The organism is Streptomyces tauricus, assembly GCF_014650955.1.
Taxonomy (GTDB): Bacteria; Actinomycetota; Actinomycetes; order Streptomycetales; family Streptomycetaceae; genus Streptomyces; species Streptomyces tauricus.
The window spans coordinates 42,954-66,118 of sequence record NZ_BMVY01000039.1 but is presented as its reverse complement, the minus strand read 5'-3'; the positions used below and the strand labels follow the sequence as shown (position 1 = coordinate 66,118).

Below are 23,165 nucleotides of genomic sequence, written 5' to 3'. Positions count from 1 at the left end.
CTGCGGTTGACGTTCGACGTGGACGCCGTGGTGCTCGACATCGAGGGCACCACGAGCGCCACGGGCTTCGTCGTCGACGTGCTCTATCCGTACTCGCGCTCCCGTTTCGGGGCGCTGCTCGCGGAGCGTGCCGACGATCCGGAGGTGCGGCGGGCCGTCACCCAGGTGCGGGAACTGCTGGACGAGCCGGACGCCGACGCCGTACGGATCGAGAAGGCGCTCGACGAGTGGCTCGACGGGGACGTGAAGGCCACCCCGCTGAAGACCCTTCAGGGCCTCATCTGGTCCGAGGGATTCGCGCGGGGCGACCTGGTCTCGCACTTCTACGACGACGTGGTGCCGGTGCTGCGCCGGTGGCACGGCGACGGCGTACGGCTGCACGTGTACTCGTCCGGGTCCGTGGCCGCGCAGCGCGCGTGGTTCGCGAGCAGCCCCGACGGGGATCTGCTGCCGCTCGTCGACGGGCTGTACGACACCGAGAACGCGGGGCCCAAGCAGGAGCCCGAGTCGTACCGGCGTATCGCCGCGGCGGCGGGTACGGAGGCGGGGCGCCTCCTCTTCCTCTCCGACCGGCCGGGAGAGCTGGACGCGGCGCGGGCCGCGGGCTGGCATGCCGTCGGGATCAGACGGGCCGGGGAGCCGTACTACGAGCAGGGCGTCGGGGACCACGCGCAGGCGGGTTCGTTCGACGAGATCGACATCATCAGTACCGGCATCAGCATTTCAGGGAGCACCACGTGACCACCGACGTCAGCACGCTCGATCTGGAGGAGGCCGGGGCCGTCCTCGCCGCCGAGTCCGCGCGGTTCGCCTCCTTCGGCTGGATGCGCGGTACCTCCGGGAACCTCTCCGTGGTGCTCTCGCGCGATCCGCTGTGGCTCGCTGTCACCGCGAGCGGCCACGACAAGGGTGAGCTGACGCCGGCGGACGTCGTGCTGGTGGACGGAGAGGGCGCGGCGGTGAACGGGGGCAAGCCGTCCGCCGAGGCCGCGTTGCACGCGCGCGTGGCGGCGCTCACCGGTGCGGGTGCGGTGGTGCACGTGCACACGGTGGCGTCCGTGGCGCTGGGGCGGCGTTCGCCGGGCGGGATCGTGCTCAAGGATCTGGAGATGCTGAAGGGTGTGGGTGTGCCGGCCCATGACGTGGAGGTCACCCTTCCGGTCATCGTCAACAGCCAGGACATGACGGTGCTCGGGGACCGGCTGGAGGCTGCGCGGGATCCTCGCATGCCGGCGGTCGTCGTGGCGGGCCACGGTCTGTACGTGTGGGGGGCCACGCCTCGCCAGGCCCGCCACCACACGGAGGTCGTGGAGTGGCTCCTGGAACTGGAACTGACGGGTCACTAGGCGTTGCGCGGCGGGCGGGCGCGGGCCCTTCGCGCAGTTCCCCGCGCCCCTGGGGAGGGAACGGTTGGACGTCGGGTGCGGGTCCGTGGGGGTGAGCCGCGCAGTTCCCCGCGCCCCTGAACGGGGCCCGTTGTACGTCGGGCGCGTGGGCGCTGGGAGCGCCGTTCCCCGCGCCCCTGAGTAGGAACCGGCTGTTCGTCAGGTGCGGGTCCGTAGGGGTGAACCGCGCCGTTCCCCGCGCCCCTTTGGGGCGCGGGTTGGTCGTCGGGTGTGGGCCCTCGCGGCCTGGGCGGATAAAAAGCCAGGGGCGCAGCCCCGGCTTTCAGGGGCGCGGGGAACTGCGCGGCCCACACCCACCGCCCCGCAGGCGAAACTGACCCCGGCCCGGCAACACCCCCTCAGGGGCGCGGGGAACTGCGCGGCTCAGCCCCGCAGGCCCGCAGGCCCGCAGGCCCGCAGGCCCGCAGGCCCGCAGGCCCGCAGGCCCGCAGGCCCGCAGGCAGGAGTGTGGCCCGGGCCCCGCGCTACCGCAGGCGGTCGCCCGGGAGTTCGCCCGTGGAGACCTCCAGTACGCCCCTCTCCGTGACCAGGCCCGTCACCAAGCGGCCCGGGGTCACGTCGAACGCGGGGTTGTGGCCGCGGGACCCGGCCGGGGCCGTGCGGACGCCCGCCCACTCCAGCACCTCCGACTCGTCCCGCAGTTCGATGTGGATGTCGGCCCCCGTGGCCGTCGCCACATCGACCGTCGTCGTGGGCGCGGCCACCAGGAACGGCACCCCCGCGTCGGCGCACGCCAGTGCGACCCCCACCGTGCCGACCTTGTTCGCCGTGTCCCCGTTCGCCGCGATCCGGTCGGCCCCCACGATCGCCGCGTCCACCTCGCCGCGCAGGATCGTCCCGGCCGCCGCCCCGTCCGCCTGGACGAAGTGCGGGATCCCCTCCTGCACCAGCTCCCAGGCGGTGAGACGCGAGCCCTGCAGCAGAGGACGCGTCTCGTCGGCGTACACCACCTCAAGCCGTCCCCTGGCGTGCAGTTCGCGGATGACGCCGAGCGCCGTGCCCCACCCGGCGGTGGCGAGCGCCCCGGTGTTGCAGTGGGTCAGCACCCGCAGCGGCCGGTCCACGCCGACCCGCTTCAGCAGCCAGTCCGCGCCGAACGCGCCCATCGCCCGGTTGGCCGCCACGTCCTCGCGCTGGACCGCCACCGCCTCCCCGAGCACCGCGTCGAGGCCGTCGTCGAAGCGGCTCAGCACCCGGTCGACGCACACCATCAGGTTGACCGCGGTGGGCCGGGCCTCGCGGATCCGCGCGACGGCCGCGAGGACCTGCTCGCGCGACCAGCCCTCGCGCTCGCCCTGGAGCATCGCGAGCGCCACCCCGTACGCCCCGGCCGCTCCGATCGCGGGTGCCCCGCGGACGACGAGCCGCCGGATCGCGTCCACCAGGTCGTCCACGTCACGGATGTGACGGGTCTCGGTGCGCTGCGGGAGCACGGTCTGGTCGATGAGCGCGAGGCTGTTTCCGGTCCAGTCGACAGCGCGCAGTTCCTGGGGCATAGCGGGGCACTCCTGAAGTTCCGAAGATGCGCGACACCGTACATGACCTCGAAGAACCACAGTTCGAGACAACCGCGCGCATGTCCGGAAACCGGTGTTACAGTCCAGCACCCGCAGCCCTGAAGGCCGATGTGTTGGAGGACGTGTGCTGCTGACGACGCGCCGCTTCCTCGACCACGGCCGCTGTGCAAGCGACGGCTGTCGACGCTGACCGCCGAGGCACCGGCTCCCGTTCCGGTGTCCACCGTGCCACCCCTCGCACCGCCCCCGCTCCACCCCCTCTCAGCGTTTCCGCTTGAGCGCGCACCGCCGCACGCACCTTCACGGAAGGCCGGTCCCATGCCCCGTACCCCTAGATCCCGCTCTCTGCGCCTCGCCGCCGTCGCTTCCGGCAGTGTGCTGCTGGCCGTGGCCGCCACCGGCTGCAACGCCGCCGCGAAGGACGACGGTTCCTCGGCCGGCGCCAAGGGCGACAGCAAGTCCTTCACCTTGGTGACGCCGGACTCGGTCGGCCAGAACGAGTTCCTGAAGCTGGCGGTCGACGGGGTGAAGGCCGCGGCCGAGGCGCACGACGGGACGCAGAAGGTCTACCAGTCCTCCGACAGCGCCTCGCAGCAGCAGAACGTGCAGGCCGCGGTCGACGCCGCGCCCGACGTCGTCGTGCTGGTCGGTTTCGAGTTCGCCGACGCGGTCGCGCAGCAGGCCGAGGCGCACCCGAAGCAGCAGTTCCTGATGGTCGACGCGTGCACGGAGAAGACGTTCAAGAACGTGAGCTGCGCGGTCTTCCGTGAGCACGAGGGTGTCTATCTGGCGGGCGCGGAGGCCGGGCTGCTCAGCGAGAGCGGCAAGGTCGGCGCGGTCGTCGTGCTCGACACCGGCCAGTTCCGGCGCTACAGCGACCCGTTCGCGGCCGGCGCCGAGAAGGTCGCCCCGAAGGCGTCCGCGAGCACCCGTTTCGTCGGCGGGCAGTCACCGTTCGACGACTCGGCGCGCGCCAAGGAGCAGGCGAACTCGCTGCTCGCCAAGGGCACCGACCAGATCATGGCGGCGGCAGCGGCCGGCAACTACGGCGTCTTCGAGGCGGCCAAGGCGAAGAAGGCGTACGCGTACGGCGTGGACGTCAACCAGTGCACCGCCGCTCCCGGCACCGTCGTCGACAACGTGATCAAGAAGACCGATGTCGCCGTGCAGGAGGGCATCGAGCAGGTCCTCAAGGGCGACGCCGGCAAGACCGTCTCGTACGGCCTCAAGGAGGGCGGCATCAGCCTGACCGGCCTGGAGGACGGAGTCGACTCGTCGAAGTGCGTGATCGCCGACCACAAGGACGTGCTGAAGAAGGTCGAGGCGCTGCGCGACCAGATCGTGTCCGGAGAGCTGACGGTCGATGACCCGGCCGCCAAGTGACATACCGGCGGCGGGCGTCGGCGAAGTCGACGGACAAGAAGAAGCGCTGACGCCCGCCGCCCGGCCGCCCCACGCCGCCGGGCTGTCCCCCGCCGTCGAACTGCGCGGGATCACCAAGCGCTTCCCCGGCACCCTCGCCAACGACGCGGTCGATCTGACCGTCCGGCGCGGTGAGATCCACGCGCTGATGGGTGAGAACGGCGCGGGCAAGTCGACCCTGATGTCCGTCCTGTACGGGATGGAGCGGCCGGACGCGGGCTCGATACGCGTCGACGGCACCGAGGTGTCCTTCGGGAGCCCGAGCGCCGCGATGGCCGCCGGGCTCGGCATGGTCCACCAGAGTTTCAAGCTGTTCGACTCGCTGACGGTCGCCGAGAACGTCGTCTACCGGGCCGAGCCGCGCCGCTTCGGCCTGCTGGACCGGGCCGCGGCCCGGCGCCGGGTGCGTGAACTGGGCGCCGAGCACGGCCTCGTCGTCGATCCGGACGCCCGGGTCGGCGACCTGCCGGTGGGGCTGCGCCAGCGCGTGGAGATCCTGAAGCTGCTGCACCGCGGCGCCCGTACGCTCATCCTCGACGAGCCGACGGCGGTGCTGACGCCCGCCGAGGCCGACGCGCTGTTCGTGGTGCTCAGGTCGCTGACCGCACGCGGTCGCACGGTGATCCTTGTCACCCACAAGCTGCGTGAGGTGCTGGAGGGCAGCGACAACGTCACGGTGCTGCGGGACGGCAGGGTCGTCGCCCGGCTGCGCACCGCGGACACGAGCGGCGCCGGGATCGCGGCGGCGATGACCGGCCGCGAGGTCGAACTGGACCGCGTCCACCCGCCGGGCACACCCGGTGACGTGGTGCTGGACGTCGAGGGGCTGAGCACGGCGGGCGTGCACGACGTCGGGCTGTCCGTGCGGGCCGGGGAGATCGTCGGGATCGCGGGGGTCGCGGGCAACGGGCAGAGCGAGCTGGTCGAGACGCTCGCCGGTCTGCGGCCGGTCAGCGCCGGGCGGGTCGGGCTGCGGGGCGAGGACATCACGCACGCCTCGGCGACCGAGCGGCGCGCGAAGGGCCTCGCCTACGTTCCGGAGGACCGGCACGCGGTCGGCACCGCGCCTGCGGCCTCCGTCGCGGACAACCTCGCCATGGGCCACCACCGCACCTCGCTGTCCTCGCGGCACGGCCTGCTGCCGCCCTCGGCGGTACGCTCCCACGCGCGCGACCTCGTCGAGCGCTTCGGCATCAAGGCGTCCACCCCCGACGTACCGGCCTCCGCGCTGTCCGGCGGCAACCTGCAGAAGCTGCTGATCGGCCGCGAACTGGCCCACGGCGCCCCGCTGTTGCTGGTCGAGCAGCCCACGCGCGGGGTGGACATAGGCGCGATCCAGGCCATCCACGACGAGTTGGTCGCCTACCGCGACGCGGGCCACGCCGTCCTCCTCGTCTCCGCCGAACTGAGCGAGATCCGCGGCCTCGCCGACCGGATCCTGGTGATGTACGAGGGCCGGGTGACGGCTTCGTACGACAGGTCGGACGCGGACGAGGCGACGCTGGGCCTCGCCATGGCGGGCGGCGCGCCGGACACCTCTGCCGCAAATGACACCCCCGCGCCGGACGGAGACTGACATGGCCTCGGCCCTGGACCTGGCCCGTATCAAGGGGGCGGCCCGTAGCAGGGGAGCGGCCCGCATCAAGGGGGCACTGCGCTCCCCCGTCACCTTCTCGGTCGTCGCCGGGCTCGTCATCGGCGCCCTGTTCCTGGTCGGTACCGGCGCCGATCCGCTCGCCGCGTACGGGGCGGTCGTCTCCGGCTCGCTCGGGGCCGACGGGATCGGGTCGACGCTCACCACCGGCACGAGCGTGCTGGGCATGGCCCTCGCGCTGGCGATCCCGCTGCGCGCCGGGCTCATCAACCTCGGCGGGGACGGGCAGATGGTGCTCGGCGGTATCGCCGCCGCCGTCACCGGCCTGTACTCGCCGCTGCCCGCGCCGCTCACCGTCGTGCTGGCGCTGCTCGCCGGGGTGTCGGCGGGCGCCGCGTACGCCGCGCTGGCCGCGCTGTGCGAGAACCGGTTCGGGGTGCCGCTGCTGGTCAGCAGCCTGCTGCTCAGCTACCCGGCGACCTCGCTCGCCTCCTATCTCGTGCGCTATCCACTCAAGGAGCCCGGCTCCAGCCTGCCCCAGACGCGGCGGCTCCCGGAGGGCGTGGCGCTGCCCGCGTTCGGCACGTCGACCGTGACGGCCGGACTGGTGCTGGTCGTCCTCGCGGCTGCCGCGTACTGGTTCGCCGACCGGCGCACGGCCATCGGGTACGAGATCCGGATGACCGGCCTCAACGCGCGCTTCGCCGCGTACGCGGGCGTGGAACGCAAGGGGCTCACGCTCCGGCTGGTGGCGACCTCGGGCGCGCTGGCCGGACTGGTCGGCGCGATCGGGGTGCTGAGCTTCCCCTACCGCTTCCTCGACGGGTCGCTGACCGCCCCCGGCTACACCTGGACGGGCCTCACGGCGGCGCTGCTCGCCGCGGCGGCCCCGCTGGGCACGGTGGTGGCGGCGTTCTTCTTCGCCGTCCTCCAGGTCGGCGGACTGTCCATGGAGCGTACGACCGAGGTGCCGCGCGAGCTGACCCAGGTGCTCCAGGCCATCGTCATCGTGTTCCTCGCGGCGCGGCTGCGCTTCCCGCGGCTGCGGCGCCGCAAGCCGCAGCAGCCCCAGGAGCCCGCCGATCCGGCGCCCACCGCGCGGGAACCCGCCTCCCAGGGGGAGTTCGCCTGATGTTCTTCGACTCCGATCTCCTCATGTCGGCGCTGCGCGCGCTGACACCGATCCTGCTGGCCGCGCTCGGCGGCGCGCTGTGCGAGCGGGCGGGCGTCTTCAACATCGGCCTTGAGGGCATGATGCTGATGGGCTGCTTCACGGCCGTCACCACCAGCTGGTTCACCGGCAGCCCCTGGCTCGGTGTGCTGGCCGCCGCGCTGGCCGCCGCCGCGTACTCGCTGATCCTCGCCGTCGGCGCGGTCACCCTGCGCGGTGACGCGGTCGTGCTGGGCATCGCCATGAACCTGCTGGCCGTGGGCCTGACCGGTTTCCTGCTGCGTACGGTCTTCGGCGTGCAGGGCACCTTCGACGACCCGTCACTGGCCGGACTGCCGCTGGTCGGCGGTTTCTCGCCGCTCGCGTATCTGGCGTGGGCGGCGGTCGGGGTGGCGGCGCTGCTGCTGTCCCGCCATGTGTGGGGGCTGCGACTGCGCGGGGTCGGCGAGGCGCCGGACGCCGCCGCCACGCTCGGGGTGAGCCCGACGCGCTACAAGTACGCGGCCGTGCTGGTGTCCGGTGTGCTGTGCGGCCTTGCCGGGGCTCAACTCGCCCTGGGCAACGTCACGTTGTTCTCCGAGAACATGACGGCCGGCCGTGGCTGGATCGCGGTCGTGGCCGTCATGCTCGGCCGCGCCCTGCCGCTCGGTGTGCTGCTCGCGGCGCTGCTCTTCGGTCTGGCGGAGGCCGCGGGCTTCCGGCTGCAGGGCCTGGGTATGCCGCAACAGGCGACCGACGCCGCCCCGTACGTCGTCACGCTCGTCGCCCTCTTCCTCAGCACGGCGCAGCGCCGCCGCCGCGCCGCCGCCCGTACCCGAACGCGTACGACTGGAGTCACCTCATGACGCAGGACCAGGGCCCGCAGGATCTGGCCCCCATCACCCGCATACCCCGCACCGGGCTGCCCGCGCGCGCCGTCGTCGTCGGCGATCCCGCGCGCGCGGCGATCGTCGCCGCGCTGCTCGACGGGGCCGAGGAGGTCTCGTACCACCGCGAATACCGTGCGTTCACGGGCACGTGGAAGGGTGTACCGGTCGTCGTCGCCTCCCACGGGGTCGGCGCGCCGGGTGCGATCCTGCTCTTCCAGGAGCTGGCGGACGCGGGCGTGAGCACCTTCGTGCGGTTCGGCACGGCGGGTGCGATGCGGCCCGGGATCCAGGACGGCGACCTGGTCATCGCGGAGGCGGCGGTACGCGACGACGGTGTGACCCAGCAGTTGCTGCCGCCCGAGTATCCGGCGGTGGCCACCCCGGAGGCGGTGCTCGCGCTCCAGCTGGCGGCCCGTGAGCAGGGCGCTCCGCACCACCGCGGCCTCGTGTGGACGCGGGCCGCGTTCCAGCCGGGACTGATACCCCTGTTCTCGTACGAGGGGGCCGGGCTCGCGGCGATCGAGATGGAGCTGTCCGCGCTGTACGTGACGGCCTCGCTGCGCGGGCTGACCGCGGGCGGGGTGCTCGTGATCGACGGCGCGAACGCGGACGAGCTGGTCGACGAGGCCGGTACCGGCGGCTACAACCCGCACCGTGAGATCGTCGCGACGGGCGTGGAGCGCGGCTCGGTGGTCGCCCTTGAGGCCCTGCGTCTGCTGGCCGAGGCGGAGGAGCGCGCGCTGTGACCGTCACCGTCCCCTCCCAACGCCCGGCGAGCGCCGACCTGTTGATCCACGGCGGTGACGTCCTCACGGTCGACGAGGCCGGCACGATCGTGCCCGACGGAGCCGTCGCCGTGCGCGACGGCGAGATCGTCGAGGTGGGCCCGGCCGAGGAACTGCGCACGCGGTACGCCGGCGCCGAGACCCTCGACGCGACCGGCTGTCTCGTGCTCCCCGGCCTGGTCAACGCGCACACCCATCTGGCGATGACGCTGCTGCGCGGCCGGGCCGACGACGTGACGCTGCAGGGGTTCCTGGAGCGGGTGATCCGCTGGGAGAGCGAGCTGCTGTCCGCGGAGAACGTCGCCACGGCGATCCGGGTCGCGATCGCGGAGAGCGTACGGGCCGGGGTGACCTCGGCGCTCGACATGTACTGGTTCCACGAGGCCGCCGAGCGGGTCGCGCGCGAGGCGGGCTGGCGGCTGCACACCGGGCCGACCTTCATGGACGTACCGGACCCGGCCGACGGGATCGCGTACGAGGACCGGCTGGCGTGGGCCCGGCGCGACCTGGCGAGCCGTACGCCGCGGCCCGGTACGCGCCCCGTGCTGTTCGCGCACTCCGCCTACACCCTCTCCCCCGAGCAGCTGACCGAGATCGCCGCGCTGGCACGGGAGTTCGGCGCGCTGCTGCACATCCACGCCGCCGAGAACGCCACCGAGGTCGCCACCGTCGAGGTGCGGTACGGGAAGCGGCCCATCGAACTGCTCGACTCGCTCGGACTGCTCGGCCCCGATCTGCTGCTGGCCCACACCGTGGACCTCACCGGGGCCGAGATCGCGGCCCTGGCCCGTACCGGCACGTCGGTCGCCCACTGTCCGGTCTCCAATCTCAAGCTGGGCTGCGGTATCGCCCCCGTGCCGCGGATGCTGAGCGCGGGCGTGACGGTCGGCCTCGGCACGGACGGCGCGGTCAGCTCCAACAGCCTGGACGTACTGCGGTCGCTGGGCCTCGCCGCCCTGGTGCACAAGGCCGACGGGGACCCCACGGCCGTCGGCGCCGAACAGGCCGTCCGGATGGCCACGATCGAGGGCGCCCGCGCGCTGGGACTCGACGACCATCTGGGTTCGCTGGAGGCCGGCAAGCGCGCCGACCTGATCGTCCTGGACCTGGGCGGCCCGCATCTGGCGCCCCGCCACGACCCCTGGTCGACGCTCGCGTACGCGGCCCGCGCCGAGGACGTACGGGACACGCTCGTCGACGGCCGGGTCCTGATGCGCGGCCGTACGCTCACCACGCTCGACGAGGGCGCGGCGCTCACGGACCTGGCCGCTCTCGTGTCACGGGCCGACCTCGTGTGAGCCGCATAATGAGACATCGGATGTAAGACGGATGCAAGACAGAGGCAAGTCATCGGGTGTCCGCGTGACAGCCTGACTGACGGGGAGGCCTGCCATGGCAGTCACCGACGAGGCGATCGAGAAGATCAAGGGAATGATCGTCTCCGGCGCACTGCGTCCCGGCGACCGGCTCCCCAAGGAGAGCGAGCTCGCCGCCGAACTGGGCCTGTCCAGGAACTCCCTGCGCGAGGCGGTGCGCGCGCTCTCCCTGATCCGCATCCTGGACGTACGGCAGGGCGACGGCACGTACGTCACGAGCCTGGACCCGCAACTCCTCCTGGAGGCGCTGAGTTTCGTCGTGGACTTCCACCGCGACGACACGGTCCTGGAGTTCCTCGCGGTACGCCGCATCCTGGAGCCGGCCGCCACGGCGATGGCGGCGCAGCGGATCAGCGAACAGCAGCTGGACGCGCTGACCGCACAGCTGGACGCCCTGGGCGCCGGGCCCTCGGTGGAGGAACTGGTCGCCTGCGACCTGGAGTTCCACCGGGGCATCGTGCGGAGTTCGGGCAACTCGGTGCTCTGTTCCCTCCTCGACGGCCTCTCGGGACCCACCACCCGGGCCCGGATCTGGCGGGGCCTGACCCAGGAGGACGCGGTCAGCCGCACCCTGCACGAACACCGCGCGATCCTCGGCGCCCTGCGCGACCGGGACGCGGAGGCGGCCCGCTCCTGGGCGACCGTGCACATCGCGAGCGTGGAGCAGTGGCTGCGCTCGACGCTGTGAGAGAACCCGACAGATCGGATGATCGCGGGGTGTTCGGAGGCGTTGAACGGGGCAGTGATCCCGGCACTCCCCCATGCGAGGGGGCTGCGGACGCCCTGTGCGCAAGCCGTAAGGTTGGGGCGTACGTGAGGGTACGTCGGAAGGAGGCGCTGAGTGATCGAGCTCGACGGGGTTCCCGAGCTGGTCGACCCGGTCATGGTGGCCGCGTTCGAGGGCTGGAACGACGCCGGCGACGCCGCCTCCACCGCGGTCGCGCATCTGGACAGCGAGTGGAAGGGCGAGGTGTTCGCGGCGCTCGACGCCGAGGACTACTACGACTTCCAGGTGAACCGGCCGACGGTGTGGCTGGACGGCGGTGTGCGCAAGATCACGTGGCCGACGACAAGGTTGTCAGTGGTGCGGGTCGGCGGCGACAAACCGCGTGACCTGGTGCTGGTGCGGGGCATCGAGCCCTCGATGCGCTGGCGCTCCTTCTGCAACGAGCTGCTCGGCTTCGCCCACGAGCTGGGCGTGGAGCTGGTGGTGATCCTGGGCGCGCTGCTCGGCGACACCCCGCACACCCGTCCGGTACCGGTCAGCGGAGTCACCTCCGACCCGGACCTGGCGCGCACGATGGACCTGGAGGAGACCAAGTACGAGGGCCCCACGGGCATCGTCGGCATCCTCCAGGAGGCGTGCACGCACGCGGGCGTACCGGCGGTGTCGCTGTGGGCGGCCGTGCCGCACTACGTGTCGCAGCCCCCGAACCCGAAGGCGACGCTGGCCCTCCTGAACCGTCTGGAGGACCTGATCGACCTGCGGATCCCGCTGGGCGAGCTGCCCGAGGACGCCCGGGCCTGGCAGGTGGGCGTGGACCAGCTGGCCGCGGAGGACAGCGAGGTCGCCGAGTACGTACAGACGCTGGAGGAGGCCCGGGACACCGCCGAGCTGCCGGAGGCGTCGGGCGAGGCGATCGCGCGGGAGTTCGAGCGCTATCTGCGCAGACGGGACGGGAGCGGGCCGGCGGCGGCACCGGGTGGCCATGCCACGGAGAGCGGCGACCCCGCCACGTATCTCCGTGACGGTCCGGGCGGCCGTCCGAAGCCGTTGCGTCCGCAGCGGCCGGAGACGACCGACGGCACCGCCGGGGACGCCACGGACGCGAAGGGTGACGCCGGGGCCGACGCCGGCTCCGGCTCCGGCTCCGCCGAGGATGCGCCGGGCAAGGCGGACTCCAAGGAGCCGCCGGAGTCGTCGGAGTCCTCGGAGGACTGACCGAACCGACGAGAGGGCGGTGCGCCGCGGGCGCACCGCCCTCTCGCACGTCGCACACGCCGCACGTCACGCGGGCCGCACACCGTACGGGGCGCGTCAGACCTGGGGAACCGCCACCGCGTCGTACTCCGTGTCCGGTGTCGGTTCGACGTCGAAGCGCGCGTTCGGGAGGTACAGGCGGTCGCCCCACGCGGCGGCCGTCGTCGGGATACGGAAGCGCGGGTCGGTGATCCGGGTGATCGCCCGCCCCCTCGTCCCGGCGGCGTTCAGCCGGAACACGTCGATGGCGTTCTGCTGCTGCTGAACGACGTAGAGAGTCCTGCCGAGGAGCAACAGGCCGTCCCCGTTGGGCAGCAGGGCTCCGCCGAGGTCGACGGCGCTCGCGGCCCCGGTGGCCGGTTCCACCCGCATCAGCGTGCCGCCGCCGACGAAGACGTTCACCACGAGGAGCGCGCTGCCGTCCGGGGTGCGCTCGATGCCGTTGGCGGTGAAGTCCGGGCCCTGCTGCCAGTCGCCGCCCAGCGGGACGGTGGTGACGGCGCCGGGCCGCCCGTGCCGGTCGAGCGCCAGCCGGTAGAGCCGGGGCGCGAACGAGTCGGTGAACCAGGCCGCGCGCGGAGTGAGGATCACGTCGTTCACGAACGACCCGCCGACCGCGTACGTCTTCTCGACCCTCCCCGTGCGGACGTCGACGGTCCGCAGATCACCGCCGACCCCGCCGCTGACGAACAGCCGGCCGTGTCCGTCGATCTTCAGGCCCACACTGGGGTGTCCGGCGCCGGGGCCCTGGCTGATGACGGAGCCCCGCCCGGTGGCGAGGCTCGCGCGGTAGACGGAACCGTCGGCCAGCGATCCGAAGTACGCGTACGGGGCCGAGCCGATGGCTATGCCCTCCGGCTGGAAGCCGGCCGGCAGCGGGAAACGATCGGGCCAGGCCTTCTCCCGCGTTCCGGCCGCGTGCGCCGTGCCGCCCAGGAGTGTCGCACCGCCGACGGCGGCGGCCGTGGTGAGGAGTCTTCGACGTGCGAAGGAACGGTCTGCGAGTGCCACGGTGCGTCCTTCCACAAGGGGGCCGACGCCCTGTCGGCCCAACGGTCAACAGACGCTGTCACCCCATCACATGACATCCGTCTCCGCAGCCTTTGGCCGGATTGTGACGTGACATCGGTTTCCGGACGAATTGCACACGTTACCCAATTCAACTTGTTGTCAAACGCAGTTGGCGAACTCGGGGGTGGACGAGTCGGCCCGGGAGGAGCAGGGTGTGCCCGGAGGACACAACCGGAGGAAACAGCACCGAAACGATTCGCCGACGAACGACACGACGAACGACACGACGAGCAACTCGACGAAAGCCAAGTGCGCAGCGAAACCCATGACTTGAGCACCTGCACGGACCGAAGGGAGCGGCACGCGATGACCGACCAGGTACAGCCGGAGCGGGGCCCGGGAGCGTCCGGACCGGGGCCCGACGGAGCGGGATTCAACTACCGGGGAGCCGAGCAGGAACTGATCGTCGTCGCTCGGCCAGAGCCCCAACTGCGCGCCGGGGCCCAGGGGGTCCGTTCGGCGGCCGGCGCCGATGTGTCGGCACTCAGCATGTTCCTCAGTGACGAACAGCTCGATCTGGAATCGCTGTTCGGCAGCGAGGAACGGCTCCGGTCGGCGGCCCAGCCGCCGGCCACCGGCGCCGAGACACTGCCCGACCTGGGCCTGTTCTACCGGGTCAGGGGCGGCGAGGAACGGGCCGAGGAACTGCGTTCACGGATCGCCGCGCTGCCGGAGATCGCCACGGCGTACGTGAAGCCGGCGGCCGTACCGGCGTCCGTGGGGTCCGTCGGCCAGAGCGCCGACGAGACCAGGCGCCACAAGGAGGGCGCCCCCGTCACCCCCGACTTCACCAGCCGCCAGGGCTATCTGCGCCCCGCCCCCGAGGGTGTGGACGCGTACTGGGCCTGGCAGCGGCCCGGCGGTTCCGGCCAGGGCGTCACCGTGATCGACGTGGAGGGGGCCTGGCAGCTGGGCCACGAGGACCTGGCCGCGAAGCTGGCGGGGGTTGTCGTGGGCACCCCGATCCAGGATCTGGCCTGGCGCAACCACGGCACCGCCGTGATCGGTGTGATCGGCGGCGACCGCAACCAGTACGGGATCACCGGGATCGCGCCGGACAGCGTGACCGCTGCCGCGTCCTTCCACGGCATCGGCACGGCGGCGGCGATCCACGCGGCGGCCGACCGGCTCGGCCCCGGCGACATCATCCTGATCGAACTGCACCGCCCGGGAACGCGGTTCGACTACCAGCAGCGCGACGACCAGCGCGGCTACATCCCCATCGAGTGGTGGCCCGACGACTTCGTGGCCATCCGGTACGCGACCGCCCGGGGCATCATCGTGGTGGAGGCCGCGGGCAACGGCGGCGAGTCGCTGGACGACGCCGTGTACGAGCGCCGCCCCGACGAGTTCCCCGAGTGGTGGCGCAACCCCTTCAACCCGTCCCACCAGTCCTCCGGCGCGATCCTGGTCGGCGCGGGCGCCCCGCCGCCCGGCACCCACGGCCGCGACCACGGCCCGGACCGCTCGCGGCTGGCGTTCTCCAACTACGGGGCACGCGTGGACGCGCAGGGCTGGGGCCGCGAGGTCACCACGACCGGCGGCTTCTGGGACCGGCCCGGTGATCTGCAGGGCGGTGCCGAGGAGATCGCCTGGTTCACGGACACGTTCTCCGGGACGTCCTCCGCCTCCCCGGTGGTGGTCGGCGCCCTGGCCGCGCTGCAGGGCATGCTCAAGGCGGCCGGCCAGGAGTCGATGACCCCGGAGAAGGCACGCAAGGTGCTGCGGGCCACCGGGTCCCCGCAGCAGGACGCGCCGGGCCGGCCCGCGTCGCAGCGGATCGGCAACCGGCCGGACATCAAGGCGGCGGTCGCCCATCTGCTGCCGGGGGCGGTCGGCTCGGGCCAGGCCGAACGGTTCTGGGACGAGCTGGTGCCCTATCCGCGTGAACTCCCGCCCAGGCTCCGGCTGTACGTGGCCGGCGGCTGGCGGAGTCTGAACAACCCGTCCGCCGAGATCCGCCAGTCGGTGCAGGCCGCCTTCGCCGGTGGCCGGCCCGACGTACGGGTCTGGTTCTCGGACGACGAGATCGTCGGCCTGGTCGTCACGGGCTGACCCGACCGGTCACCGGTCCACCTCAGGTGAGCGGTCCACGACCATCCATCGCCCAACGATCAACCATCACCCAACCATTGAGGGAAGGTGGCACCCGCATGAGCACCACCCCGCAGATGAGCCAGCAAGGGCAGCAGGGCCAACAGGGCTTCGGCCAGCAGGGGTTCGGCCAGCAGGGGTTCGGCCAGCAGGGGTTCGGCCAGCAGGGTCAGCAGCAGGGCCCGAGCACGGCTCCCCCGCAGCAGGGTCAGCAGCAGGGCTACGGCCAGCAGCAGGGAATCGGCCAGCAGCAGGGCTCCGGGCAGCAGCAGCCGTTCGGGCAGCAGCAACAGCAGCCCTTCGGCCAGCAGGGCATGGGTCAGCAGCAGGGGATCGGGCAGCAGGTACCCCAGCATCTGCAGCAGCAGCTCCAGCAACTGGGCCAGCAGCAGCCGTTCCAGCAGCTGCTCCAGCAACTCGGCGGGCAGCAGCAGCAACAGCAGGGCCAGCCGCTGGTCATGCGCAGCGCCGTCGAGGCCGCCGCGCTGACGAGCGGTGTCGCCGAGCACTTCTGGGACGTCGTCACCCCGCTGCCGGGCCAGCCGTCGATCCTCTACCTGTACATCAACCAGGCCTGGCGTCCGCTGGTCAACCCGAACCAGGTGACGCACGACGAGGTCCAGGAGGCCTTCGCCTTCGGTCAGCAGGTCATCGGGATCTACGACTCCTCGACGAACACCATCCAGGCCGTGATCGTGAACAAGTAGCGGCCTCGAACAGACCGCCGCACGCGTGACGCGCGGTGGATCGCACAGAGGGCGCCGGACGGGCAACGGCCCGTCCGGCGCCCGACGTTGTGCGGTCCGCCCCGGACAGTCCCTGGACTGTCCCTGAGCCGTCCCTAGGGCCTGTCTGACAGTTCCCGTCTGCCGGGCGACGACGGGAATTGTCAGACAGGCCCTAGAGGGCCACGCCCATCAGGGCGTCCACGGCACGGGAGACGACACCGGGGGCGCCCTCGTCCGTACCGCCCCGCTCCTCCTGGAGCGCGGCCCAGCGGTCGACGGCCAGCAGGGCGGCCGGCGCGTCCAGGTCGTTCGCCAGGGCCTCGCGGATCTCGTCGACGAGCGCCTCCGCCGGCGGTCCGTCGGGCCGTGAGACGGCGGCCCGCCAGCGCTCCAGGCGCGCGAGGGCGTCCTGCAGCACCTGGTCGGTCCACTCCCAGTCGGCCCGGTAGTGGTGCGAGAGCAGGGCGAGCCGGATGGCCGCCGGGTCGACTCCGTCGCGGCGGAGCGCCGACACGAAGACGAGGTTGCCCCGGGACTTGGACATCTTGTGCCCGTCGAGCGCGACCATGCCGGCGTGCACGTACGCCTTGGCCATGGGGAACTCGCCGGTCAGCGCCTGGGCGTGGGAGGCGCCCATCTCGTGGTGCGGGAAGGCGAGGTCCGAGCCGCCGCCCTGGACGTCGAAGCCCATGCCCAGGTGGTCGAGCGCGATCGCGACGCACTCGATGTGCCAGCCCGGCCGTCCCTGGCCGAGCGAGGCGCCGTCCCAGCTGGGCTCGCCCTCGCGGGCCGCCATCCACAGCATCGGGTCGAGGGGGTTCTTCTTGCCGGGCCGGTCCGGGTCGCCGCCGCGCTCGGCGGACAGCAGCCGCATGGCCGCCGCGTCGAGGTTGGCCACCCCGCCGAAGTGCGGATCCGCCTCCACGGAGAAGTAGACGTCACCTTCCAGTTCGTAGGCGGCACCGGAGTCCCGCAGCCGTTCGACCAGCGGGACGATCCCGGGTATGGCCTCGACCGCGCCGATGTAGTGCCTCGGCGGCAGCATCCGCAGGGCGGTCATGTCCTCGCGGAAGAGGGCGGTCTCCTGCTCGGCGAGGGAGACCCAGTCGACGTTGTCCCGCGCGGCGCGCTCCAGCAGGGGGTCGTCGACGTCCGTCACGTTCTGGACGTAGTGCACCTGCCGCTTGGTGTCGAGCCACACGCGCTGTACGAGGTCGAACGCGTTGTAGGTCGCCGCGTGACCGATGTGGGTCGCGTCGTACGGAGTGATGCCGCAGACGTAGATGCGGGCGACGGGACCGGGGTCGAGGGTCACAGGACCACCGGTCGCGGTGTCGTGGATCTTGAGGTCGCGGCCCGTGCCGGGCAGGGCGGGGACCTCGGAAGCGGGCCAGGCATGCATACCTTGAGCCTAACCGGACGGATGTTCCGTATACGAACCGGACCAGGGCAGATGGCCTGAGAGGCGTTCTTGCGCGCGGCCCCGGAGTGTGCGTCCGGGCTACACGGGTGGCCACGGGATCGCTGGCCACTCCCCCGAGGGCTCCGGATGCCGTCCGGAGGCGAGCAGACCGGCCACACGGGCGCGTGTGGCGTCCAGTTCCGCCTCGGTGATCAGTTCCGCCAGCCGTACGCCCAGCGGCCCTCCCAGGGCCTCCCTGAGCCGTTCCAGGGCCTCGACGGCCTCGGCGGTGAGCTTCTCGCCCGCCCAGCCCCACAGGAGCGTCCGCAGTTTGTTCTCGGCGTTGAAGGTGACGCCGTGATCGATTCCGTACAGCCGTCCCCCGGAGGCGGGCAGCAGGTGCCCGCCCTTGCGGTCCGCGTTGTTGATCACCGCGTCGAGGACGGCGAGCCTGCGCAGCCGTTCGTCGTCGGCGTGCACGAGCAGGGCGGTGCGCCCCTCGCCGACCTCGGCGAGACCGACGGCCTTCCAGCCCTCGCCCGGCTCCTCGGCGTCGACGAGCGCGAGCAGCCCGGCACCTCCGCCGATGCCCTCGTCACCGCCGCCGCCTTCGCCGCCGTCCGGGTGGTCACCCGGGTCGTCGCCCGGCGGGTCGATCCACAGCTGGCACATGCCCTGCCCGTACGGGCCGTCGCGCAGCACGGTGGTCGGGACGAGCCCCCAGCCGGTGGCCTCGGACACCTCGTAGGCCGCGACCTCCCGCTGGGCGAGGGTGCCGTCGGGGAAGTCCCACAGGGGCCGCTCGCCGGCGACCGGCTTGTAGACGCAGGACGCCTCGCGCCCCTCGTACGACACGTCGCACAGCAGTACCGCGTTCGAGGCCTCACGGATGCGGCCGCGGACGGTCAGCTCGCCCTCGGTGAGCAGTTCGGCCGTGGTCACGCCTCGCGGCGGTATCCGTTCTGGCGCGGACATACGTGTCCTTCCGGGTCGAGCGGGAGACTGCACAGCGGGCACGGCGGCCGGCCGGCGTTGACGACTTCGAGGGCGCGCTTGGCGAAGGCCCGGGCCTGTGCGCCGGTGAGCCGGACGCGCAGCATCGGTGGCCCGTTCTCCTCGTCCTGGAGGAGCTCCTCCTCGGCGGCGGCGAGGTCCTCCTCGGAGTCGGCGTCCAGCTCCACGAGCGCCTGCGCCTCGACGATCATGCGCTGCTCGTCGCCGTCCCAGGCGAGGGCCATGGTGCCGACCCGGAACTCCTCCTCGACGGGCGTTTCGAGCGGGGCGGTGTCGGAGACCTCCGTCGGGGGCAGCACGGGGACGGGGGCGATGCCCCCGGTGCGTCGTACGACCTCGTCGAGAAGCTCGTCCATTCGTTCGGCGAGGGCCGCGACCTGCGTCTTCTCCAGGGCGACACTGGTCACCCGGGGGCCGGAGGAGGCCTGGAGGAAGAAGGTACGGCGCCCTGGCAGCCCGACCGTACCGGCTACGAAACGGTCCGGCGGGTCGTAGAGGAACACCTGACGGGACACGTCCTGTCTCCATTGGATCGATCGACTGCTTATGCCGTCACTTGCGTCTGCTGCTGACAACTGCTGCCCTGCTTCGACCGCATCACCCTACTGCGGCCGACGATCACGGTGCGCCCGCACCGCCCCCGACCGCGGCATCGCCGCCGGACGGCTCCTCGTGCGGCGCGAGGGAGGCGAGATCACCGGTGTCCCCGAGGCGTACGAGAAATGGCCGCAGTCGTGTGTAACGGATCGCGGTGATGGAACACGGTTCTACGGAGATCCGCTGGAAGAGGTCCAGATGAAGACCGAGTGCGTCGGCGACGAGCGACTTGATGATGTCGCCGTGCGAGCACATGAGATAGACGGCGTCGCTGCCGTGATCGCGCTCCACGCGCGCGTTCCACTCCCGTACCGCCTCGGCGGCGCGGGTCTGCATGGCGCGCATGGACTCACCGCCCGGGAAGGCCGCGGCGGAGGGGTGCGACTGCACGACCTCCATCAGCGGCTCGCCGGACAGTTCGGCGAGCTTGCGGCCGGACCAGTCCCCGTAGTGGCACTCCCCGATGCGTTCGTCGGAGTGGGCCGTCAGGGCGGGACGGGCGTCCAGCAGCGGCTGGATCGTTTCCTGGCAGCGCTGGAGGGGGCTGCTGACTATCTCGGCGATCGGCAGCTGCGCGAGGCGCCCGGGCAGCGCCGCCGCCTGCGCGCTGCCGCGCTCGTCGAGGGCGACGCCGGGTGTCCATCCGGCGAGGAGTCCCGCGGTGTTGGCGGTGGAGCGTCCGTGCCGGACGAGGATCAAGGTGGGCATGCGGCCCAGCGTAGGCGCCCTACCGAGTGCGCCGGAGAATCAGTGACAGGAGAATTCGCTCTGTGATCGTGGACTGTGCCATCTACCGGGACGGGCACCGGACCGAGGGCCCGGAGGACATGTCCGACGCGCTGGCCGCGGCACGCGCCTACGGGAACGCCTTCGTGTGGATAGGGCTGCACGAGCCGACGGAGCGGGAGTTCGATCTCGTCACGGACGAGTTCGGGCTGCACGAACTGGCCGTCGAGGACGCCCTGAAGGCGCATCAGCGCCCCAAGCTGGAGGTGTACGACGACTCGCTGTTCGCGGTCCTCAAGCCGGTGACGTACGAGCCGGACAGCGACACCGTCTCGTCCGGGGAGCTCATGATCTTCCTGGGCGACTGTTTCGTGGTGACCGTGCGGCACGGCGAGGGCTCGCCCCTGAAGTCCGTGCGCGCCCGGCTGGAGAAGGACCCGGACATGATGCGGCTGGGTCCGACGGCGGTGCTCTACGCGATCGCCGACGCCACCGTCGACCACTACCTGGAGGTGGCGACCGAACTGCAGACCGACCTGGAGGAGCTGGAGGCGGAGGTGTTCTCGCCGGACGACGGCGGCTCCCGGCACACCGCGTCCCGGATCTACACCTTCAAGCGGCAGATCCAGGAGTTCCGCAGGGCCACCGGGCCGCTGTCCGTGCCGTTGAACCGGCTCGCGGGCGCGGGTGTGGTCGGTCCCGCGGTGCCGTTCGTCGACGACAAGGCGCACCCGTTCTTCCGGGACGTCAACGACCACCTGACCCGCGTCAACGAGTCGGTGGAGTCCCTGGACCGGCTGGTCTCGGACGTCCTGTCGGCGCACCTGGCGCAGATGAGCGTGCGGCAGAACGACGACATGCGGAAGATCTCCTCGTGGGCGGCCATGGCCGCGGTCCCCACGATGATCGCGGGGATCTACGGCATGAACTTCGAGCACATGCCGGAGCTGCGCTGGACCTGGGGCTATCCGGCGGTCGTCGTGATCATGGTGTTCCTTGAGGTGCTGCTGTTCCGGCTCTTCAAGCGGCGGGGGTGGCTGTAGCCGGTCGTGGCCCGGGGGTGCGTCCGGGCCACGACGGGCCCACGCGCGCGTGACGCGTACGAGGCGCCACGCGCGCGTGGAGGTCGCGCCACGCGTGTGACGGCCGGTCGCGAGCGGGGGCGGTGTGCGCCGGGCGGTCAGGCGTAGCCGGGTGCCGCCGTCGCCGGTCCGCCCAGGGCGTCGCGCCGCTCCGGCATCTTCAGGGAGACCATCCGCCGCCAGCCGACCGTCCGCTCCCAGGCGTACATGGCGCGGATGCCCGTGGCGAGCAGCTCCGCCTTGGGCCGGGACCAGCCGAGGATGGGTGTCATGTGGGCCATCACGGCGAGGCTGACGTCGCGGTAGACGCCGACCTCGGCCAGTGCGCACTCGCGCAGTGTCCGCTGAATGGTCCGGCCGTGGCCCGCCCGGGCGAAGCGCAGCAGTTCCTCGTGGCAGTAGGCGAGGTGGTTGTCCTCGTCGTCGGAGATCATCCGGACGGCCTTGCCGATCTCCGGGTGGTCCCCGAAGTCCTTGCGGAGCATCACCATCTGGTCCGCGGCACGCTGCTCCGTGACCCTGCTGTGGGACAGGTAGGTGACGATGTCCTGCACGGTGAGCGGTTCGTCACGCTTGAGCTTGTCGTGCGTGAGGCCGATGCCGTTCTTCTCCAGGAGCATCGTGTAATCCGTGTCGGGCGGGACCTCGACGGGTGTGAGGCCCCGCTTCTTCATGAGGGCGTTGAAGATCCGGCCGTGCTTGTCCTCGTCCGCGCCGTGCCGGGTGATCTTGGGCGCGAGCGCTCGCTCGGCCTCCGGTACGAGGGCCGCGATACGCGCGTTCTCCCAGCCTCCCTGGGTCTCGCCGCTGGCGGCGATGGAGCAGAAGAGCCGGAAGGACTCGTCGTTGTCGATGATCTCCTGGAAAAGACTCTTGGCCGAAAGCATGACTGCCACCTCCACGCGGGAGCCTCGTCTCCGTGCGGGACTCCGCAAAGAACGAGTCAAATGGGCAGTCAGGGGTGCGGCAACACCTGTGTCGGACAAATCCGCCGAACGGTGGACGCGAAGGGTCTGCCCGGCGCGTAACCGAGCGGGCCGTCGCGCGTTGTTCTCCCTGACGGCCGTGGCGGGGAAGACCCCCGAGCCCCCACCACGGCCGCAGAACTTTCCGCACCGCCCGGCCCGCACCGGCAGGACCCGCGCCGCTCGGCGCGGTTACGCCACTCCGGCTCGCTCCGCGGCCTCCGTGCCGGCCCGGAGCGCGGCGATCCGCTCGTCCAGGGTGAAGCCCGCCGGGGCCAGCGTGAGTGTGGTGACGCCGGCGGCCGCGTAGGCCTTCATCCGGTCGGCGATGCGGTCCACGGAACCGAGCAGCGTGGTCTGGTCGATGAGCTGGTGCGGAATGGCGGCCGCCGCGCCCTCCTTGTCGCCGGCCAGGTACTTGTCCTGGATCTCGGCGGCCTCCTGCTCGTAACCCATGCGCTGGGCGAGCTGGTTGTAGAAGTTCTGCTTGCGACTGCCCATGCCGCCCACGTAGAGCGCGGTGTACGGGCGGAACATGTCGGCCAGCGCCGTCACGTCCTTGTCCTCGCCGAGCGCGAGCGGCACCGTCGGACAGACGTCGAAGCCGTCCATGGTCAGACCGGCCCTCTCGCGGCCCGCCCGCAGATGCCTGATCGCGGTGTCCTCCAGGTGGTCCGCGGAGGGGAAGATCAGCAGGGCGCCGTCGGCGATCTCGCCGGTCTGCTCCAGGTTCTTCGGACCGATCGCGGCGATGTAGAGCGGGATGTGCTCGCGCTCCGGGTGCACGGTCAGCTTGAGCGGCTTGCCCGGGCCGCCCGGCAGCGGCAGCGTCCAGTGCGCGCCCTCGTACGACAGGCGCTCGCGGGTCATCGCCTTGCGGACGATCTCGACGTACTCGCGGGTGCGGGCCAGCGGCTTGTCGAACTTGACGCCGTACCAGCCCTCGGAGACCTGCGGTCCCGAGACGCCGAGGCCGAGGCGGAAACGGCCGCCGGAGAGCGAGTCCAGGGTGGCCGCGGTCATCGCGGTCATCGTGGGCTGGCGGGCCGGGATCTGGAAGATGGCCGACCCGACGTCCATGCGCTCGGTCTGGGCGGCGACCCAGCTCAGCACGGTGGCCGCGTCCGATCCGTAGGCCTCGGCGGCCCAGCAGACCGCGTAGCCGAGGCGGTCGGCCTCCTTGGCCACGGCGAGGTTGTCCGCGTCCATTCCGGCGCCCCAGTAGCCGAGGTTGATCCCGAGCTGCATGGCCGATTCCCCTTACTGATCAGTAACGTCCCTTGTCCGGCACCCTAGCGCGCCGCCGGGCCGAGCGGCAGGGACAGCGTTGCGGATCATGTGACGAAGGTTGTCCACAGGCTTCCC

22 protein-coding genes are annotated in these 23,165 nt (G+C 71.9%); 13 read left to right on the top strand and 9 right to left on the bottom strand.

From position 1 onward, the window contains the following. Together mtnC and mtnB are read left to right on the top strand one after the other, a co-directional pair. A complete protein-coding gene (mtnC, locus tag IE278_RS36000) occupies positions 1-741 on the top strand; it encodes an acireductone synthase (protein ID WP_189778930.1) in 741 nt (246 codons plus the stop codon). Beyond that, the gene (gene mtnB, locus IE278_RS35995) at positions 738-1,346 is read left to right on the top strand and encodes a methylthioribulose 1-phosphate dehydratase (RefSeq protein WP_189778913.1); all 609 of its coding nucleotides are present in this window, start codon (positions 738-740) and stop codon (positions 1,344-1,346) included. The genes mtnC and mtnB overlap by 4 nt, the downstream gene beginning before the upstream one ends. Positions 1,347-1,870: 524 nt before the next feature. Here the strand turns inward: mtnB and mtnA are convergent. Beyond that, positions 1,871-2,902 carry an S-methyl-5-thioribose-1-phosphate isomerase gene (gene mtnA / locus IE278_RS35990; RefSeq protein WP_189778911.1) on the bottom strand — a complete coding sequence of 344 codons (1,032 nt, stop codon included), beginning with the start codon at positions 2,900-2,902 and terminating at the stop codon, positions 1,871-1,873. Positions 2,903-3,241: 339 nt separating this feature from the next. Here mtnA and IE278_RS35985 point away from each other — a divergent pair, with 339 nt between their 5' ends. From IE278_RS35985 to IE278_RS35950, 8 genes are all read left to right on the top strand, one after another. Then, positions 3,242-4,306, top strand: a complete 1,065-nt coding sequence (locus IE278_RS35985; RefSeq protein ID WP_189778909.1) for a BMP family ABC transporter substrate-binding protein — start codon at positions 3,242-3,244, stop codon at positions 4,304-4,306. Beyond that, positions 4,287-5,921: an ABC transporter ATP-binding protein gene (locus tag IE278_RS35980; protein ID WP_189778907.1), complete on the top strand. Its 1,635-nt coding sequence runs from the start codon at positions 4,287-4,289 to the stop codon at positions 5,919-5,921. The genes IE278_RS35985 and IE278_RS35980 overlap by 20 nt, the downstream gene beginning before the upstream one ends. Position 5,922: 1 nt before the next feature. Then, on the top strand, positions 5,923-7,071 hold the full coding sequence (locus IE278_RS35975; protein WP_189778904.1) for an ABC transporter permease: 1,149 nt from the start codon (positions 5,923-5,925) through the stop codon (positions 7,069-7,071). Beyond that, the gene (locus IE278_RS35970) at positions 7,071-7,955 is read left to right on the top strand and encodes an ABC transporter permease (RefSeq protein ID WP_189778902.1); all 885 of its coding nucleotides are present in this window, start codon (positions 7,071-7,073) and stop codon (positions 7,953-7,955) included. The genes IE278_RS35975 and IE278_RS35970 overlap by 1 nt, the downstream gene beginning before the upstream one ends. After that, positions 7,952-8,725 carry a nucleoside phosphorylase gene (locus IE278_RS35965; protein ID WP_189778899.1) on the top strand — a complete coding sequence of 258 codons (774 nt, stop codon included), beginning with the start codon at positions 7,952-7,954 and terminating at the stop codon, positions 8,723-8,725. Before IE278_RS35970 ends, IE278_RS35965 begins: the two co-directional genes overlap by 4 nt. Further along, positions 8,722-10,062 carry an amidohydrolase gene (locus IE278_RS35960; protein ID WP_189778898.1) on the top strand — a complete coding sequence of 447 codons (1,341 nt, stop codon included), beginning with the start codon at positions 8,722-8,724 and terminating at the stop codon, positions 10,060-10,062. The genes IE278_RS35965 and IE278_RS35960 overlap by 4 nt, the downstream gene beginning before the upstream one ends. Before the next feature lie 94 nt (positions 10,063-10,156). Beyond that, complete coding sequence (locus IE278_RS35955; RefSeq protein WP_189778892.1) at positions 10,157-10,828, top strand: FadR/GntR family transcriptional regulator; 672 nt, start codon at positions 10,157-10,159, stop codon at positions 10,826-10,828. 153 nt (positions 10,829-10,981) lie between these two features. Beyond that, complete coding sequence (locus IE278_RS35950; protein WP_189778890.1) at positions 10,982-12,082, top strand: PAC2 family protein; 1,101 nt, start codon at positions 10,982-10,984, stop codon at positions 12,080-12,082. Positions 12,083-12,178: 96 nt separating this feature from the next. On the opposite strand, the gene IE278_RS35945 is transcribed toward IE278_RS35950, so the two are convergent. Next, positions 12,179-13,132, bottom strand: a complete 954-nt coding sequence (locus tag IE278_RS35945) for an NHL repeat-containing protein (RefSeq protein WP_189778887.1) — start codon at positions 13,130-13,132, stop codon at positions 12,179-12,181. A gap of 366 nt (positions 13,133-13,498) precedes the next feature. On the opposite strand from IE278_RS35945, the gene IE278_RS35940 reads away from it, so the two are divergent. After that, complete coding sequence (locus IE278_RS35940; protein WP_189778885.1) at positions 13,499-15,247, top strand: S8 family peptidase; 1,749 nt, start codon at positions 13,499-13,501, stop codon at positions 15,245-15,247. Positions 15,248-15,306: 59 nt separating this feature from the next. On the opposite strand, the gene IE278_RS42600 is transcribed toward IE278_RS35940, so the two are convergent. After that, the gene (locus tag IE278_RS42600; protein ID WP_246571235.1) at positions 15,307-15,723 is read right to left on the bottom strand and encodes a hypothetical protein; all 417 of its coding nucleotides are present in this window, start codon (positions 15,721-15,723) and stop codon (positions 15,307-15,309) included. Between the two features lie 21 nt (positions 15,724-15,744). Between IE278_RS42600 and IE278_RS42595 the strand changes: the two genes are divergently transcribed. Further along, positions 15,745-15,993, top strand: a complete 249-nt coding sequence (locus IE278_RS42595; RefSeq protein ID WP_246571217.1) for a hypothetical protein — start codon at positions 15,745-15,747, stop codon at positions 15,991-15,993. Positions 15,994-16,186: 193 nt separating this feature from the next. On the opposite strand, the gene mshC is transcribed toward IE278_RS42595, so the two are convergent. The 4 genes from mshC to IE278_RS35915 form a co-directional block, all read right to left on the bottom strand. Beyond that, entirely contained in the window at positions 16,187-17,416 is a 1,230-nt protein-coding gene (mshC, locus tag IE278_RS35930; protein WP_189778881.1) for a cysteine--1-D-myo-inosityl 2-amino-2-deoxy-alpha-D-glucopyranoside ligase, read from the bottom strand. 99 nt (positions 17,417-17,515) lie between these two features. Next, positions 17,516-18,391, bottom strand: a complete 876-nt coding sequence (locus IE278_RS35925) for an SCO1664 family protein (RefSeq protein WP_189778879.1) — start codon at positions 18,389-18,391, stop codon at positions 17,516-17,518. Then, positions 18,355-18,945, bottom strand: coding sequence for a DUF3090 domain-containing protein (locus IE278_RS35920; RefSeq protein WP_189778877.1), 591 nt, complete (start codon positions 18,943-18,945; stop codon positions 18,355-18,357). Before IE278_RS35920 ends, IE278_RS35925 begins: the two co-directional genes overlap by 37 nt. A gap of 103 nt (positions 18,946-19,048) precedes the next feature. Further along, entirely contained in the window at positions 19,049-19,735 is a 687-nt protein-coding gene (locus IE278_RS35915) for a histidine phosphatase family protein (RefSeq protein ID WP_189778875.1), read from the bottom strand. Positions 19,736-19,797: 62 nt separating this feature from the next. On the opposite strand from IE278_RS35915, the gene corA reads away from it, so the two are divergent. Then, positions 19,798-20,796, top strand: coding sequence for a magnesium/cobalt transporter CorA (corA, locus tag IE278_RS35910; protein ID WP_189778873.1), 999 nt, complete (start codon positions 19,798-19,800; stop codon positions 20,794-20,796). Positions 20,797-20,933: 137 nt separating this feature from the next. On the opposite strand, the gene IE278_RS35905 is transcribed toward corA, so the two are convergent. Further along, entirely contained in the window at positions 20,934-21,722 is a 789-nt protein-coding gene (locus IE278_RS35905; RefSeq protein WP_189778871.1) for a ferritin family protein, read from the bottom strand. 270 nt (positions 21,723-21,992) lie between these two features. Next, positions 21,993-23,048, bottom strand: coding sequence for an LLM class F420-dependent oxidoreductase (locus IE278_RS35900; RefSeq protein ID WP_189778869.1), 1,056 nt, complete (start codon positions 23,046-23,048; stop codon positions 21,993-21,995). Positions 23,049-23,165: the final 117 nt, after the last annotated feature.